The organism is Bacillota bacterium LX-D (assembly GCA_031628995.1).
Classification (GTDB): domain Bacteria; phylum Bacillota; class DUOV01; order DUOV01; family Zhaonellaceae; genus JAVLUO01.
In genome coordinates this window covers 39,516-54,154 of record JAVLUO010000008.1, presented here as the reverse complement: position 1 = coordinate 54,154, position 14,639 = coordinate 39,516, and the positions used below count along the sequence as shown (strand labels likewise).

29 protein-coding genes are annotated in these 14,639 nt (G+C 39.5%); all 29 read right to left on the bottom strand.

What is annotated here, in order from left to right; genetic code table 11:
• Positions 1-8 precede the first annotated feature (8 nt).
• The 29 genes from RDV78_08125 to rplC all read right to left on the bottom strand — a co-directional run bounded on the left by RDV78_08125 (position 9) and on the right by rplC (position 14,619).
• Positions 9-956 carry a DNA-directed RNA polymerase subunit alpha gene (locus RDV78_08125; protein ID MDS1030446.1) on the bottom strand — a complete coding sequence of 316 codons (948 nt, stop codon included), beginning with the start codon at positions 954-956 and terminating at the stop codon, positions 9-11.
• A gap of 54 nt (positions 957-1,010) precedes the next feature.
• The gene (rpsD, locus tag RDV78_08120) at positions 1,011-1,637 is read right to left on the bottom strand and encodes a 30S ribosomal protein S4 (protein ID MDS1030445.1); all 627 of its coding nucleotides are present in this window, start codon (positions 1,635-1,637) and stop codon (positions 1,011-1,013) included.
• 14 nt (positions 1,638-1,651) lie between these two features.
• Positions 1,652-2,041 (bottom strand): 30S ribosomal protein S11, encoded by a 390-nt coding sequence (gene rpsK / locus RDV78_08115; protein ID MDS1030444.1) that lies wholly within the window; start codon positions 2,039-2,041, stop codon positions 1,652-1,654.
• Between the two features lie 30 nt (positions 2,042-2,071).
• Positions 2,072-2,443, bottom strand: coding sequence for a 30S ribosomal protein S13 (rpsM, locus tag RDV78_08110; GenBank protein ID MDS1030443.1), 372 nt, complete (start codon positions 2,441-2,443; stop codon positions 2,072-2,074).
• 117 nt (positions 2,444-2,560) lie between these two features.
• Entirely contained in the window at positions 2,561-2,674 is a 114-nt protein-coding gene (gene rpmJ / locus RDV78_08105) for a 50S ribosomal protein L36 (protein ID MDS1030442.1), read from the bottom strand.
• A gap of 40 nt (positions 2,675-2,714) precedes the next feature.
• Positions 2,715-2,933 (bottom strand): translation initiation factor IF-1, encoded by a 219-nt coding sequence (gene infA / locus RDV78_08100; GenBank protein ID MDS1030441.1) that lies wholly within the window; start codon positions 2,931-2,933, stop codon positions 2,715-2,717.
• 91 nt (positions 2,934-3,024) lie between these two features.
• Positions 3,025-3,774, bottom strand: a complete 750-nt coding sequence (map, locus tag RDV78_08095) for a type I methionyl aminopeptidase (GenBank protein MDS1030440.1) — start codon at positions 3,772-3,774, stop codon at positions 3,025-3,027.
• Positions 3,774-4,424: an adenylate kinase gene (locus tag RDV78_08090; GenBank protein MDS1030439.1), complete on the bottom strand. Its 651-nt coding sequence runs from the start codon at positions 4,422-4,424 to the stop codon at positions 3,774-3,776. The genes map and RDV78_08090 overlap by 1 nt, the downstream gene beginning before the upstream one ends.
• Positions 4,425-4,467: 43 nt before the next feature.
• Entirely contained in the window at positions 4,468-5,727 is a 1,260-nt protein-coding gene (gene secY, locus RDV78_08085; protein MDS1030438.1) for a preprotein translocase subunit SecY, read from the bottom strand.
• Positions 5,728-6,168, bottom strand: coding sequence for a 50S ribosomal protein L15 (gene rplO / locus RDV78_08080; protein ID MDS1030437.1), 441 nt, complete (start codon positions 6,166-6,168; stop codon positions 5,728-5,730). It abuts the gene before it with no gap.
• 12 nt (positions 6,169-6,180) lie between these two features.
• Positions 6,181-6,369, bottom strand: coding sequence for a 50S ribosomal protein L30 (rpmD, locus tag RDV78_08075; GenBank protein ID MDS1030436.1), 189 nt, complete (start codon positions 6,367-6,369; stop codon positions 6,181-6,183).
• 11 nt (positions 6,370-6,380) lie between these two features.
• Positions 6,381-6,878 (bottom strand): 30S ribosomal protein S5, encoded by a 498-nt coding sequence (rpsE, locus tag RDV78_08070; GenBank protein ID MDS1030435.1) that lies wholly within the window; start codon positions 6,876-6,878, stop codon positions 6,381-6,383.
• Positions 6,879-6,902: 24 nt separating this feature from the next.
• The gene (gene rplR, locus RDV78_08065) at positions 6,903-7,271 is read right to left on the bottom strand and encodes a 50S ribosomal protein L18 (protein ID MDS1030434.1); all 369 of its coding nucleotides are present in this window, start codon (positions 7,269-7,271) and stop codon (positions 6,903-6,905) included.
• Between the two features lie 29 nt (positions 7,272-7,300).
• Complete coding sequence (gene rplF, locus RDV78_08060) at positions 7,301-7,843, bottom strand: 50S ribosomal protein L6 (GenBank protein ID MDS1030433.1); 543 nt, start codon at positions 7,841-7,843, stop codon at positions 7,301-7,303.
• A gap of 34 nt (positions 7,844-7,877) precedes the next feature.
• Positions 7,878-8,276: a 30S ribosomal protein S8 gene (rpsH, locus tag RDV78_08055; GenBank protein ID MDS1030432.1), complete on the bottom strand. Its 399-nt coding sequence runs from the start codon at positions 8,274-8,276 to the stop codon at positions 7,878-7,880.
• A 24-nt stretch (positions 8,277-8,300) separates the two neighbouring features.
• Positions 8,301-8,486 carry a type Z 30S ribosomal protein S14 gene (locus RDV78_08050; GenBank protein ID MDS1030431.1) on the bottom strand — a complete coding sequence of 62 codons (186 nt, stop codon included), beginning with the start codon at positions 8,484-8,486 and terminating at the stop codon, positions 8,301-8,303.
• Between the two features lie 54 nt (positions 8,487-8,540).
• Positions 8,541-9,083 carry a 50S ribosomal protein L5 gene (rplE, locus tag RDV78_08045; GenBank protein MDS1030430.1) on the bottom strand — a complete coding sequence of 181 codons (543 nt, stop codon included), beginning with the start codon at positions 9,081-9,083 and terminating at the stop codon, positions 8,541-8,543.
• Between the two features lie 26 nt (positions 9,084-9,109).
• A complete protein-coding gene (gene rplX, locus RDV78_08040; GenBank protein MDS1030429.1) occupies positions 9,110-9,451 on the bottom strand; it encodes a 50S ribosomal protein L24 in 342 nt (113 codons plus the stop codon).
• Positions 9,452-9,484: 33 nt separating this feature from the next.
• Entirely contained in the window at positions 9,485-9,853 is a 369-nt protein-coding gene (rplN, locus tag RDV78_08035; GenBank protein MDS1030428.1) for a 50S ribosomal protein L14, read from the bottom strand.
• A gap of 44 nt (positions 9,854-9,897) precedes the next feature.
• A complete protein-coding gene (rpsQ, locus tag RDV78_08030) occupies positions 9,898-10,158 on the bottom strand; it encodes a 30S ribosomal protein S17 (GenBank protein MDS1030427.1) in 261 nt (86 codons plus the stop codon).
• 65 nt (positions 10,159-10,223) lie between these two features.
• Positions 10,224-10,421, bottom strand: a complete 198-nt coding sequence (gene rpmC / locus RDV78_08025) for a 50S ribosomal protein L29 (GenBank protein MDS1030426.1) — start codon at positions 10,419-10,421, stop codon at positions 10,224-10,226.
• Complete coding sequence (gene rplP, locus RDV78_08020; protein ID MDS1030425.1) at positions 10,411-10,845, bottom strand: 50S ribosomal protein L16; 435 nt, start codon at positions 10,843-10,845, stop codon at positions 10,411-10,413. The genes rpmC and rplP overlap by 11 nt, the downstream gene beginning before the upstream one ends.
• A gap of 2 nt (positions 10,846-10,847) precedes the next feature.
• Positions 10,848-11,507: a 30S ribosomal protein S3 gene (gene rpsC, locus RDV78_08015; protein ID MDS1030424.1), complete on the bottom strand. Its 660-nt coding sequence runs from the start codon at positions 11,505-11,507 to the stop codon at positions 10,848-10,850.
• A gap of 2 nt (positions 11,508-11,509) precedes the next feature.
• Positions 11,510-11,848: a 50S ribosomal protein L22 gene (gene rplV, locus RDV78_08010; protein ID MDS1030423.1), complete on the bottom strand. Its 339-nt coding sequence runs from the start codon at positions 11,846-11,848 to the stop codon at positions 11,510-11,512.
• Between the two features lie 24 nt (positions 11,849-11,872).
• Positions 11,873-12,157, bottom strand: coding sequence for a 30S ribosomal protein S19 (gene rpsS / locus RDV78_08005; protein MDS1030422.1), 285 nt, complete (start codon positions 12,155-12,157; stop codon positions 11,873-11,875).
• Between the two features lie 45 nt (positions 12,158-12,202).
• Complete coding sequence (rplB, locus tag RDV78_08000) at positions 12,203-13,030, bottom strand: 50S ribosomal protein L2 (GenBank protein ID MDS1030421.1); 828 nt, start codon at positions 13,028-13,030, stop codon at positions 12,203-12,205.
• Between the two features lie 27 nt (positions 13,031-13,057).
• Positions 13,058-13,345 (bottom strand): 50S ribosomal protein L23, encoded by a 288-nt coding sequence (gene rplW, locus RDV78_07995; protein ID MDS1030420.1) that lies wholly within the window; start codon positions 13,343-13,345, stop codon positions 13,058-13,060.
• Positions 13,345-13,968 (bottom strand): 50S ribosomal protein L4, encoded by a 624-nt coding sequence (rplD, locus tag RDV78_07990; GenBank protein ID MDS1030419.1) that lies wholly within the window; start codon positions 13,966-13,968, stop codon positions 13,345-13,347. The genes rplW and rplD overlap by 1 nt, the downstream gene beginning before the upstream one ends.
• A gap of 24 nt (positions 13,969-13,992) precedes the next feature.
• Positions 13,993-14,619 (bottom strand): 50S ribosomal protein L3, encoded by a 627-nt coding sequence (rplC, locus tag RDV78_07985; GenBank protein ID MDS1030418.1) that lies wholly within the window; start codon positions 14,617-14,619, stop codon positions 13,993-13,995.
• Positions 14,620-14,639 lie beyond the last annotated feature (20 nt).

Below are 14,639 nucleotides of genomic sequence, written 5' to 3'. Positions count from 1 at the left end.
CTCCTTTATCACTCATCTGACTTACGTAAACTTAAATTTAAGGCTTGTAGTTTTTGATCAACTTCCTCTAGGGACTTACGCCCTAAGTTTCTGACCTTCATCATATCTTCTTCTGAACGCTGGATTAACTCTTCAACGGTGTTAATACCAGCCCTTTTTAAGCAATTGTAAGAGCGAACGGAAAGATCCAATTCTTCAATGGTCATATCCAGAATCTTATCTTTCTTTTCCTCTTCCTTTTCTACCATCGTAACTTCATCACTAATGGTCTCTGTTAGTCCAATAAAAAGTTTAAGATGGTCGTTTAAAATTTTTGCAGAGGAACTTACTGCTTCGTCCGGAGATATGCTTCCGTCAGTCCAAACTTCTAAAATCAACTTATCATAGTCCGTAATTTGTCCTACACGTGTATTTTCCACAGCATAGTTTACCCTAGGGACTGGGGTAAAAATGGAATCTACAGGAATTACACCAATAACCTGATCTTCCTTTTTGTTTTTCTCAGATGTCACATATCCCCTACCCTTTTCAATAACTATATCCATATAAAGACGACCGTCTTTATCTAAGGTAGCAATGTGCAGATCAGGGTTTAAAATCTCTACGTCAGCTTCTGTAATTATATCCCCAGCAGTTACTTCTCCTTCTCCTTCCGCCTCAATGCGTACGGTTGCAGGTTCATCAGAATAAAGTTTAACCGACAAGGACTTAAGATTAATAATTATATCAGTGGTATCTTCTCTAACCCCTTGTATTGTAGAAAACTCATGAAGTACCCCATCAATTTTGATTGATGTAACTGCTGCGCCGGGCAGAGATGAAAGTAAGATTCTCCGGAGGGAATTGCCCAGCGTGATGCCATAACCCCTTTCCAAGGGTTCCACCACAAATTTACCGTACTTATTATCCTCGCTTCGCTCAATACATTCAATTTTTGGTTTTTCGATTTCTAACATAATAAACCCTCCTTCCGAGACCTCAAACTTTCTTAGTTAGAGCTACAGCTTTCATTATCTGGAATATAGCTCTACTATCAAGTGTTCTTCCACAGGAATATCGATATCTTCTCTGGAAGGAAGTGCTATAACTCTAGCCCGTAAAGCAGGGGCATTTAGTTCCAGCCAATTAGGTACAGTTTTTTGGGCAGCTAATTCAGCTAATTCTTTAAATTTTTCGGATCCAACGCTCTTTTCACGTACGGCTATTTCATCGCCTACTCGAACTTGGAGTGATGGAATGTTAACTTTTCTACCGTTAATGGTGAAATGGCCATGTCTAACCAGTTGACGTGCTTCAGGTCTAGAACCAGCAAAACCTAAACGGTAAACCACATTGTCTAAACGTCTTTCTAACAAACGCAAGAGATTTTCACCTGTTACGCCTTTTTGACGGTCAGCTTTAGCAAAATAATTTTCAAACTGCTTTTCCAGTACGCCATAAACACGACGTGCTTTTTGCTTTTCCCTTAACTGTAGTCCATACTCTGATACTTTTTTCCTATTTTGACCGTGTTGTCCGGGAGCATAATTTCTTCTATCCACTGCACACTTATCGGAATAGCAACGATCTCCTTTTAGATATAACTTCATGCCTTCACGACGACACAAGCGGCATACTGCTTCTTTATACCTTGCCAAACCTTATACACCTCCTATACTCTTCTGCGTTTTGGCGGCCTGCAGCCATTATGCGGGATAGGAGTAACGTCTTTAATAACGCTAACCTCTAAACCTGCTGCCTGTAATGATCTAATCGCAGCTTCCCTGCCTGAGCCAGGTCCCTTAACGTAACATTCGACTTCTTTTAAACCATGTTCCATTGCAGCTTTAGCTGCTTGCTCAGCTGCCATTTGGGCTGCAAAAGGTGTACTTTTTCTAGAACCTTTGAAGCCCATTTCACCGGCACTTGCCCAAGAAATAGCGTTGCCGACTTTATCAGTAATTGTAACAATCGTATTATTAAAAGTGGATTTAATATGGGCAATCCCATTTTCAATATTTTTTCGGTCTCTTCTTCTAGTACGGGTCTGTCTTTTTGCCACCTAATTGTCCCCCTTTCATTGGATAGTTAATTATTTACTACGTTTCACGCCTACAGTGCGTTTTGGACCTTTTCTTGTCCGTGCATTAGTTTTAGTACGTTGTCCCCTAACCGGTAAACCCCGGCGGTGTCGCAACCCTCTGTAGGAACCAATTTCAATCAGGCGTTTAATATTTAATGAAACTTCCCGTCGCAAGTCACCTTCAACGGTATGATTTTGGTCAATATACTCACGTAGTTTTGAAACTTCATCTTCGGTTAAGTCTCTTACTCTAGTATCAGGATTAATTCCCGTACTGGCTAAGATCTTATTAGCGGTAGGTCTGCCAATACCATATATATAGGTCAAACCTATTTCAACCCGCTTATCCCGGGGTAAATCTACACCGGAAATACGTGCCATTAGGCTACACCTCCATTATTCATAGCGCAAAATATTCTTTATTTTTTTCATCTCAAGCTATACCCGAGGGTTAGGTATGCTTCATCATTACAATTCGTAGCTTAAGCGTCTATTATATTATCCCTGTTTTTGTTTGTGCTTGGGGTTTTCGCAAATAACCATAACACGGCCTTTTCTTTTAATAACTTTACACTTTTCACAGATGGGTTTCACCGATGGTTTGACTTTCATTTAAAACCCTCCTTTTGCAAGCTAAATCCCTTGCTCTAATTTATTTAAAACGGTAAACAATTCTTCCCCGGTTTAGATCATAAGGTGATAATTCAATTGTAACCCGATCCCCAGGAAGAATTCTAATAAAGTTCATTCTGATTTTTCCTGATACATGAGCCAAAACTTTATGCCCGTTTTCTAGTTCTACTTTAAACATGGCATTTGGTAGGGGCTCAATAACTTTTCCTTCAACCTCTATTACATCCTGTTTGGACACACGATTAACCTCCTTCGCGGCCTTTCATAGAATAAAACTATTGCCCGAGTCTGCATTTTGCCATGCCTTACCTCCGTTAGCCAAACAGGAGCTAAAGCTTAGTTAATATTTCAGGCTCACCCTCATAATTGATAGCGATTGATTTTTCGAAATGGGCAGAAGGTTTATGATCAACTGTCACAACTGTCCAATCGTTACTAAGAGTTTTCACCTGATAAGTACCCATATTAACCATTGGTTCTATAGCTAAAGCCATTCCCGGCCTTAAACGTGGTCCTCTTCCAGGCATACCAAAGTTCGGTACTTGTGGATCTTCGTGCATCTCACGACCAATTCCATGTCCAACGTAGTCCCGTACAACTGAATATCCGTTTTCTTCTACGTAGCTTTGAACGGCGTGGGAAATATCACTTAGTCTGTTCCCATTAATCGCTTGAGCAATTCCTCTATTTAATGATTCTTTAGTTACTTTCAATAGGTTCTCTAACTCGGCGGTGATTTGTCCTACAGGCAAAGTTTGGGCTGCATCACCATGATAGCCATTTAATTCCGCGCCGATGTCAATACTAATAATATCCCCATCTTTTAGTTTTCTTAAACCTGGAATGCCATGAACTACTTCCTCATTGACTGATGCACAAATACTAGCAGGGAAACCATGGTAACCCTTAAAAGAAGATCTAGCCCCTTGCCCTTCAATATAGTCTTCAACGGCCTTATCTATTTCGCCAGTTGTTACTCCGGGTTTAACAGCTTTTGCAGCTTCCCGATGAGCATTAGCGACTATTTCACCCGCATCTTTCATGTACTGTATTTCACGTTCCGATTTAAGAGTAATCATCACATATCTCTCCCCAAGCAGCTGCCAATATCTTTTAAAACATTATCTACGGCCTGATTACCATTGATATGGCAGATAATCTTTTTGGCTTCATAGAATACAATTAAAGGAGCTGTTTGCTGCTCGTAAACCTTTAGTCTGCTTGAAACAGTCTCTTCTGTGTCATCACTACGGTGAACAAGTTGACCGCCACATTTATCGCAGACACCAGTTTCTTTTGGTGGATTATTTGAGATGTGATAACTGGCACCACAGTTAGGGCAAACCCTCCTGCCCGTTAGACGCTGCATTAATATTTCAAAAGGAACTTCTAAGCAAAGTACTTTATCCAGCTTATAATTCAGCTCCGCTAGAATTGTATCTAAACTTTCTGCCTGCTTAACAGTCCTGGGGAAACCGTCAAGTAAAAAACCTTTCTTACAGTCTTCTTCAGCCAGCCTTTCCTTGACAATCCCCACAGTTACCTCATCAGGGACTAATTGTCCAGCATCTATATATTCTTTTGCTTTTTTACCCATCCCAGTGCCTTCTTTGATTGCTTTTCGAAACATATCGCCGGTGGAGATATGAGGAATGCCCAGTTTTTCAGTAATTTCTACTGCCTGAGTACCTTTTCCAGCACCTGGAGGTCCCATAATTAGCAACCTCACTATGACTCCCCCTATTCCATACATAATTTAAAATTTCATTTGATTATTTCATAAAACCTTGATAGTGTCTCATAAGCAGTTGAGACTCTAACTGTTTCATTGTTTCTAGAGCTACCCCAACTACAATCAATAAGCTTGTTCCTCCAAACTGCAAATTCAGCTTGGTTGTAGCAAATACTAAATTAGGAAGCAATGCAATAAATGCTAGAAAAATTCCGCCTGCTAGGGTTACTCTGTTAAGTACCTTCTCAATATATTCTGCAGTAGGCCGACCTGGGCGCAGGCCAGGTATAAAGCCCCCATATTTTTTCATATTTTCAGCAACATCTGTTGGATTAAAAGTAACAGCAGTATAAAAATATGCAAAAAATATAATTAGTAAAGCGTACATAATCATATACCAGACTGAACGGAAATTAAAAACACTAGTAATAAACATTGCAAACTTGTTTGTTGGAAACCAAGATGCAATAGTCGACGGAAAGAGTAAAATTGACATTGCAAAGATAACTGGAATTACACCTGCCTGGTTTACTTTCAATGGTATGTGCGTACTTTGCCCTCCATATACTCTTCTGCCAACAACACGTTTTGCATATTGCACAGGAATCCTTCTTTGACCTTCATGAATGGCAACAACTCCTGCTATAACAATAACTGCAATGATCAAGAAAGCAATTATTGAAAAAATACCTACTTCTCCGGCTTTTACATATTGGTACATATTATAAGCACCGGAAGGTATTCTGGAAACAATACCGGCAAAAATAATTAGAGATATTCCATTACCGATTCCCTTTTCCGTAATTAACTCTCCCAACCACATTAAAAAGGCAGTTCCAGCAGTTAAGGAAATTACCACAACAATATAGGACCAAATATTCGCCTGTAGCAAAGCATTTTTTAGGTAGATAACCATACCTATAGCCTGAACAAGTCCTAAAACAACGGTTCCATAACGTGTGAACTGAACAATTTTTTTACGGCCTTCTTCCCCTTCTTTAGCTAATTTTTCTAAAGAAGGGATCACAACCGTCAACAATTGCATAATAATTGATGCATTAATATAAGGCATAATGCCCATGGCAAAAATAGTGAACTTCTTAAACGCACCACCGGAAACAATGTCAAAAAAACCGAAAAGGTTATTTTGCATCATTTGGGTTAAAACTTCATTATTAATTCCAGGTACAGGAATGTGCGCACCTAAGCGAAAAACCAGAAACATCATTAATGTGAAGAGAATTTTTTTCCTAAGCTCAGTTACCTTAGCAGCACTTTGCAAAGTTTCAAGTACTTGCACTTAGATCACCTCTGTTTTTCCGCCAGCTGCTTCAATCTTTTCCACAGCCGCTTTACTAAACCCATGAGCCTGTACAGTTAGGGCTTTCTCCACGTTCCCTTCACCCAAAATTTTTAAACCATCTCTTAAATTTTTGACAACACCATATTCTAATAGCAATTCTGGTGTAACCACTGTTCCGTTCTCAAAGCGATTCAATACATCTACATTAATACTAACAATATCTTTGCGAAATATGTTTGTAAAACCTCTTTTAGGCAAACGACGGTGCAAAGGCATTTGTCCACCTTCAAAACCAGGTCTTACTCCTCCGCCTGATCTAGCCTTTTGACCTTTATGTCCGCGACCTGATGTTTTACCTAATCCGGAGCCATTTCCTCTTCCAACACGAGTTGGTGCTTTGCGAGACCCTTCTGCCGGTTTTAGTTCGTGAAGTTTCATGATTACACCTCCTTACGCTTCAATTTCTTCTACTTTTAGCATGTGAGCAACCTGGGCGATTTTTCCTTGAATATCCGGTGTATCGTTCTGAACAACAACACTGTTCAGCTTACCTAAACCAAGTGCCTTTACCGTTTTTCTCTGCGTTTCGGGACGGCCTATTAGGCTACGCACAAGCGTAATTTTTAGCTTTTTAGCCACATTTATACCTCCTAACCTAACAGTTCTTCAACTGTTTTGCCGCGAAGCTTCGCGACATCTTCCGCCCGCTTTAAGTTCTTTAAACCTTCAATAGTTGCATAGACCATGTTATTAGGATTTGAAGAACCTAGGGATTTTGTTAAAATGTCTCTGATGCCAGCTAATTCTAGTACTGCCCTTGCAGGTCCGCCAGCAATAACTCCAGTACCTTCTGATGCCGGTTTTAATAAAACTGAACCAGCGCCGAATTTTCCAATTATGGGATGAGGAATTGTAGTATTTACCATTGGAACTTTAATCAAGTTCTTTTTAGCATCTTCTACCCCTTTACGAATAGCCTCGGGAACTTCTGAAGCTTTACCTAGGCCTGCTCCCACATGACCATCTTGATCTCCCACTACAACTAGCGCACTGAAACTAAAGCGGCGTCCACCTTTAACAACCTTGGCAACACGATTGATACTAACAACTTTTTCACTTAATTCCAGGTCACGTGCATCAATTCGCACTTACTATCCCTCCTTTGAACGTAATTAGAATTCTAAGCCGCCTTCACGTGCTCCCTCAGCTAAGGCAGCAACTCTTCCATGATAGATATAGCCTCCACGGTCAAATACAACGGAGGTTACTCCTTGTGCTTTGGCCTTTTCAGCTAGAAGTTTGCCAACAGCTTTGGCAGCTTCAACATTTCCATTGTTTTCTAGCTTACCTTTTAAAACTGGATCAAGGGTAGATGCTGCTACCAAGGTAAAGCCTTTTGTATCGTCAATAATCTGAGCATAGATATTATTTGAGCTTCTAAAAACACACAGTCTTGGTCTAGTATCTGTGCCCTTAATTTTTTTACGAACGCGTAAATGTTTTTTTAAGCGAGCTTTGTTTTTATCTAGCGCCTTAAACATTTAGTTTCACTCCTTTCGCAGAAGTTTTCCTATTTCTTGCCTCCAGTTTTACCTACTTTACGGCGGATAACTTCGCCTTCATACTTAATACCTTTGCCTTTATATGGTTCCGGCTCTCTAACAGCACGGACATTAGCAGCAAAAGCACCAACTTTCTCTTTATCAATACCTTTAACAACAATCTTGTTGGCAGCCGGTACTTCGATTTCTAGGTCTTTCCCGGGATCCATTTCTACAGGATGAGAGTAACCAACAGTCAACACTAGCTTATTGCCTTGTTTTGCAGCCCTATAACCAACACCGACTAATTCAAGACTTTTTTGGAACCCTTCTGTTACGCCATTAACCATGTTATTTAAGAGAGCTCTCGTTAAGCCATGTAAAGAGCGGTGTCCTTTTTCATCGCTTGGGCGGGTTACGATAATCTGATTATCTTCTATTTTTATATCCATATCCCGATCAAATTCTTTTGATAAGATGCCTTTAGGACCTTTAACGCTAACTTTATGACCATCAATTTTAACTTCAACACCTGCTGGAATATTTATAGGTAACCTACCAATTCTAGACACGTTTACACCTCCTACTGCATTACCCGTATTTTTGTTACCATACGTAACAAAGTACTTCTCCGCCTATGCCTTCTTTACGGGCACTTTTATCTGTCATAATTCCTTTAGATGTGGAAATTATAGCTATGCCAAGCCCGCCTAGTACTTTAGGTATCTCATCTTTTTGAACATAAACTCTTAAGCCAGGTTTACTGATTCTTTTTAAACCAGTAATAACTTTTTCACGGTTCGACCCATATTTCAAATAGATCCGCAAGATACCTTGTTTATCATCTTCAATATATTCATAATCCTTTACAAATCCTTCTTCTTTAAGGATTTCAGCCAAGGCCTTTTTAATTCTAGAAGCTGGAACTTCAACGACTTCTTGAAACACAGTATTTGCATTGCGAATACGCGTAAGGAAATCCGCAATTGGATCAGTCATAACCATGATTCTACCCCCTTCCGTAAATGATTACCAACTGGCTTTCCTCACTCCTGGTAATTCGCCTTTATAAGCCAGTTCGCGGAAACAAATTCTACAAATCCCAAACTTTCTAATATATCCATGGGGCCTGCCACATAATTTGCAGCGATTATAGCCTCTAACTTTGTACTTAGGAGTTCTCTCTTGGCTAACAATCATTGATTTTTTTGCCACTTTAACTTTTCCCCCCTTAATTCTTCTTATTTTGAGGCTGACCTGTGATTTACTTTATTTGTCAGCAAAAGGCATACCCAATAATTTTAATAGTTCAAAGCATTCCTCGTCTGTTTTTGCCGTGGTAACAAAGGAAATATCCATTCCACGCAATTTATCGATTTTATCATATTCGATTTCAGGGAAAATCAATTGTTCTTTTATACCCATAGTAAAGTTACCTCTACCATCGAAACCTTTTGCAGAAATACCTCTAAAATCACGTACCCTTGGCAATGCGACATTTATAAGTTTATCTGCAAATTCATTCATTCTATCGCCTCTTAAAGTAACCTTACAGCCGATAGGCATATTTTCACGAACTTTAAAGGCAGCAATTGATTTTCTCGCCCTTGTAACAATGGGTTTTTGCCCTGTAATCAATGTTAAATCAGCAATTGCACCATCTAAGGCTTTAGAATTTTGGGCGGCTTCGCCAACCCCCATGTTAACCACAACTTTAACCAGTTTAGGAATTTCCATGTCGTTTTTATATCCGAACTTTTCTTTTAACGCCGGTTTTACTACCGAATTATATCTATCTTTCAGCTTAGCCACAGCTATTTAACCTCCTTTCCGGCAAACTACTTCTCGATCACTTCACCACATTTTTTACAATGTCTAACCTTACTTCCGTCGTCCAAAAATTTATGACCTACTCTGGTGGGGCTATTGCACTTGCTGCAGAAAAGCATCACATTGGAACTGGAAATAGGAGCTTCTTTTTCCACGATTCCACCCTGAGGAGCTTTAGGATTAGCTTTGGTATGACGTTTTACAACATTTACGCCTTCAACAATTACTCTCTGCTTCTCAGGTATCACTTCAAGTACTTTGCCTTTCTTACCGGCTGATTTACCGGTAATTACCATTACAGTGTCTCCCTTTTTAACATGTACTTTCGGTGCCACTAAGTTCACCTCCATATTGCTTTACTTTTCATTATGCACACTTACTTTTTATAATACTTCCGGTGCCAGTGAAACAATCTTCATGAAATTTTTTTCTCTCAGTTCCCTTGCTACAGGTCCAAAAATACGCGTACCTTTGGGGTTACCCCCATCGTTAATGATAACTGCAGCATTTTCACTAAATCTAATATATGAACCGTCTGGTCTTCTAACTTGTCTTGTTGTACGAACAACAACGGCCTTTACTACGTCGCCTTTCTTGACAACGCCGCCTGGTGTAGCTTCTTTAACAGAAGCAACAATGACATCACCAACAGAAGCATATCTTCTTGTAGAACCGCCCATAATATGGATACACATCAGTTTTTTGGCTCCAGTATTGTCCCCAACTTTAAGTATAGTTTGTTGTTGGATCATTCGGACTAACCCCCTTTACTTGGTAATCCTTATAATATCAAAACTTATAATTCTTTAGCTTTTTCCAATACTTCAACTACGCGCCACCTTTTTTCCTTGCTTAGGGGCCTGGTTTCCATAATTAAAACTTTATCTCCTGCATGACAAACATTAGCTTCATCATGAGCTTTAAACTTTTTACTGCTTTTGACACGACGGCCATACAAAGGGTGTTTAATAAATGTTTCAACAGCTACTACAACTGTCTTTTCCATTTTGTTGCTAACTACGGTACCAATTCTCGTTTTACGTGCAGCTCTTTCCATAAGAATTTCGCCTCCTTTGCTCAATTCTCTATATAATCCTCAAATATTTAATGTTCAGGTTTAACTTACGCCTGTTTGATTTCCCTTTCCTTTAAAACGGTTTTTGCTTTAGCAATGTTCCGGCGTACTTCTTTGATTCTAGTAGGGTTATCAAGCTGGCCTGTAGCTAGTTGAAACCTTAAATTAAATAATTCTTGCTTTAAATCATCTACTTTACGCAGTATTTCTGCAGTTGTTAAATCTCTGATTTCACTAGCCTTCATTAACCTCACCACCTGCTTCTCCTCGTTTTACAAACTTACATTTAATAGGAAGCTTATGAGCTGCTAGTCGCATAGCTTCTCTAGCTATTTCTTCCGGAACGCCGGCCAGTTCGAACATAACTCTACCCGGCTTAACTACTGCTACCCAGTACTCAGGAGCACCTTTACCACTACCCATCCGGGTTTCAGCAGGTTTAGCTGTAATAGGTCTGTCAGGGAATATTTTAATCCACACCTGACCACCACGTTTAATATAACGTGTCATCGCAATACGTGCGGCCTCAATTTGTCTGGATGTAATCCATGCAGGTTCTAATGCTTGAAGCCCATATTCACCATAGGTTACTTCATTTCCTTTATGAGCTTTTCCAGATATTTTGGGCCTATGTTGTTTACGATGCTTTACTCTTTTTGGCATCAACATAATTATTTGCCCCCTTCTTCAGCGACCTTTTTTGTCTCTGGAAGGATTTCCCCTTTGTATACCCAAACCTTAACCCCGATTTTTCCATAGGTTGTATCAGCTTCGGCAAAACCATAGTCGATATCTGCTCTTAAGGTATGAAGGGGTACTTTACCTTCGCTATACCACTCAGTACGAGCAATTTCTGCCCCGCCTAGTCTGCCTGAAACAGAAATTTTAATTCCCTCAGCACCTATTCTCATTGCTTTAGTAACAGCCTGTTTCATAGCACGTCGGAACGAAATTCTTCTTTCTAATTGGGAAGCAACGTTTTCTGCAACTAACTGAGCTTCAATTTCAGGCTTCTTAATTTCAACAATGTTAACGCTCACCTGACGTCCAGTCATTTTTTCTAAACTTTTACGCAGCTTCTCTACTTCAGTACCACCGCGCCCAATTACAATACCCGGTTTAGCTGTTTTAATTGCAACTTTTAAGCGGTTAGCTGCTCTTTCAATTTCCACTGCGGAAATACCAGCTTGATATAGTGCTTTTTTAATGTAACGGCGTACTTTAATATCTTCCAGCAAAAGGCCTGCATATTCTTTACCTGCATACCATTTTGCATCCCAGTCTTTAACAATACCGATCCGCAAACCTTTAGGATTTACTTTCTGACCCACAATCAATCCTCCTTCTCACTTACAACCACTGTAATGTGGCTAGTTTTTCTACGCATTAAATCCGCACGTCCCATAGCTCTCGGTTTATAGCGCTTTAATGTTGGTCCTTGATCAACATAGGCTTTAGCAATATATAACGCATCTTTATTTAAATCATAATTATGTTCTGCGTTTGCAACGGCAGAAGTTAATACTTTTTCAATAAAAGCTGCAGCCTTTTTAGGCGTAAATTTCAAAATTGCATAAGCTTCATTTATTTTCTTTCCCCTGATTAAGTCCATGACCGGCCGTACTTTTCGAGGAGAAATACGCAGAAATTTAGCAACTGCTTTTGCTTCCATGATGTTACCCCCCTTCATTGCAGATTATTTTAAGGACGTAGACCGTTCAGTATGTGCACCGTGTCCTTTAAAGGTTCGTGTTGGAGCAAATTCCCCTAACTTATGACCTACCATATCTTCAGTTATATAAACAGGTATATGTTTTTTACCGGCGTGTACAGCTATAGTATGCCCTACCATTTCTGGAAAAATTGTTGAACGCCGGGACCAGGTTTTTAATACCTTTTTCTCATTATTATCGTTCATCTTTTTAACTTTGGACAAAAGTTTATCATCACAATAAGGACCTTTTTTTAGAGATCTACCCATACCTTGCTAATACCTCCTTCCCTGCGAAAAATAAAATCTAACTATCTAGGCACGTTTTTTAACAATCATTTTATCAGAAACATTCTTTTTCTTTCTTGTCTTAGCGCCTGTAGCAGGTTTACCCCAAGGAGTTACAGGGTGTTTACGTCCAACTGGTGAACGTCCTTCACCACCACCATGCGGGTGATCTACAGGGTTCATTACGACACCGCGAACTGTTGGCCTAATTCCCATCCATCTTTTACGACCAGCTTTCCCAATAGAAATATTCTCATGGGTTAAATTTCCAACTTGTCCAATTGTAGCTTTACATTCTAAATTAATTAAGCGGACTTCACCGGAAGGCATTCTAACTTGACCATACTTGCCTTCTTTGGCCATAAGCTGAGCAGATACTCCTGCAGAACGTACCAGTTGGCCGCCTTTACCAGCTTTCATCTCAATATTATGGATAATACTACCGACAGGGATCTTTTTAAGTGGAAGGGCATTTCCCGTCTTAATATCTGCATCCGGACCAGAAACAACTGTATCCCCTACTTGCAAGCCGTTTGGAGCAATAATATATCTTTTTTCCCCGTCCACATAATTTAATAATGCAATATTTGCTGATCTATTTGGGTCATATTCAATAGTAGCAACTTTAGCAGGTATGCCATCTTTATTTCGCTTAAAGTCAATGATTCTATACATCCGCTTATGCCCGCCACCACGGTGTCTAACAGTCAGCCTACCTTGTTTATTTCTACCGGCAGATTTTTTTAAAGGTTGCAGTAATGATTTCTCAGGTTCAGAAGCCGTAATTTCTTCAAAGCTTGATACTGTCATTTGACGGCGGCCCGGTGTTATAGGTTTAAACTTTTTAATCGCCATTTGTTTTCCCTCCTTTACGTCAAAACCTTACAGGCCTTCAAATATTTCAATTTTATCGCCTGGTTTTAAAGTAACTATAGCTTTTTTACGATCAGAGGTTCTACCCTCATACTTACCTTGACGTCTTTTTTTACCACGTACTGTTATGGTGTTTACATTCAAAACATTAACTTTAAAAAGTTTTTCCACTGCATGACGAATTTCAATTTTATTAGCGTTTCGGTCAACATAAAAAGTATATTTATTATCTTCCATTAATCCCATTGATCTTTCGGAGATAACCGGTTTAATTAATACCTCTTGTGGGCTGCGCATTATCCCAGCACCTCCTCTACTTTGGCCACAGCATCTTTGGTTATGACCAATTTGTCATGATTTAAAACATCATACACATTTAAACCTAGTGCTGTCATCGGCATAATGCCTTTGATATTTCTTGCAGATTTTATAACATTTTCATCTTTATCGCTTGTCACAACCAATGCTTTTGGTTCAGCATTAAGTGCATTAAGGATTTTAACCATTTCTTTTGTTTTTGATTGATTTAAGGACAATTCATCAAGAACGATCAAATTGCCTTCTTCAACTTTAGCCGACAAAACGGATTTCAATGCTACTCTTCTAGCTTTTTTGGGTATGGAATAAGCATAGCTTCTAGGAGTAGGGCCAAATACAATACCACCTTTTCTCCAAATAGGAGACCTGGTGCTTCCGGCTCTTGCCCGTCCTGTACCTTTTTGTCTCCACGGCTTTCTTCCACCGCCGCTTACTTCTGCTCTGGTTTTAGTCTTATGAGTTCCCAATCTTTTGCTGGCCAGCTGCATTACTACAGCATTATGCACTGCCGCTTCGTTGAAAGGAACGCCGAACACTGCGTCGTCAAGTTCCATCTCGCCAACTTGATTTCCTTCTATATTATAAACAGCTACTTTAGGCATTTACCTTTCCTCCTTTCCACCCAATTACTTTGCTTTAACTGCGTCTCTTACAATTACCATACTTTTGTTTGGTCCAGGAATGGATCCTTTAATAAGCAATAAGTTCCTATCAGTATCAACTTTTGCAATTTGCAAGTTTTGTATAGTAACCTTTTCCCCGCCGGAACGTCCAGGTGATTTTTTACCTTTAAACACTCGGGCTGGACCTTTTGCTCCTGCAGAGGCTGGTCTTCTATGGTTTTTTGAACCATGACCCATTGGACCCCTTTGGAAATTATATCTTTTAATGGTACCAGTAAATCCTTTACCTTTAGAAGTACCAATTACATCTACATTATCACCATCAGCAAATAAATCTACTTTAATTTCTTGTCCGATTTGATAATCGTCAACATTATCTACTTTGAATTCCTTAATATATTGAAAAGGTGTAACTTTAGCCTTTGCAAAATGGCCTTTCAAAGGTTTGTTAACCTTTCTTTCTTCTTTTGCAACAAAACCTACTTGAATTGCATTATAACCATCATTTTCTACCGTTTTCTTTTGTATTACGTAACAGGGACCTGCTTCAATTACAGTAACCGGAACGGCTTTACCATCCATAAAAATCTGCGTCATCCCTATTTTTTTTGCTAAGATTCCTTTAGTCAATTTTCGGCACCTCCATATCT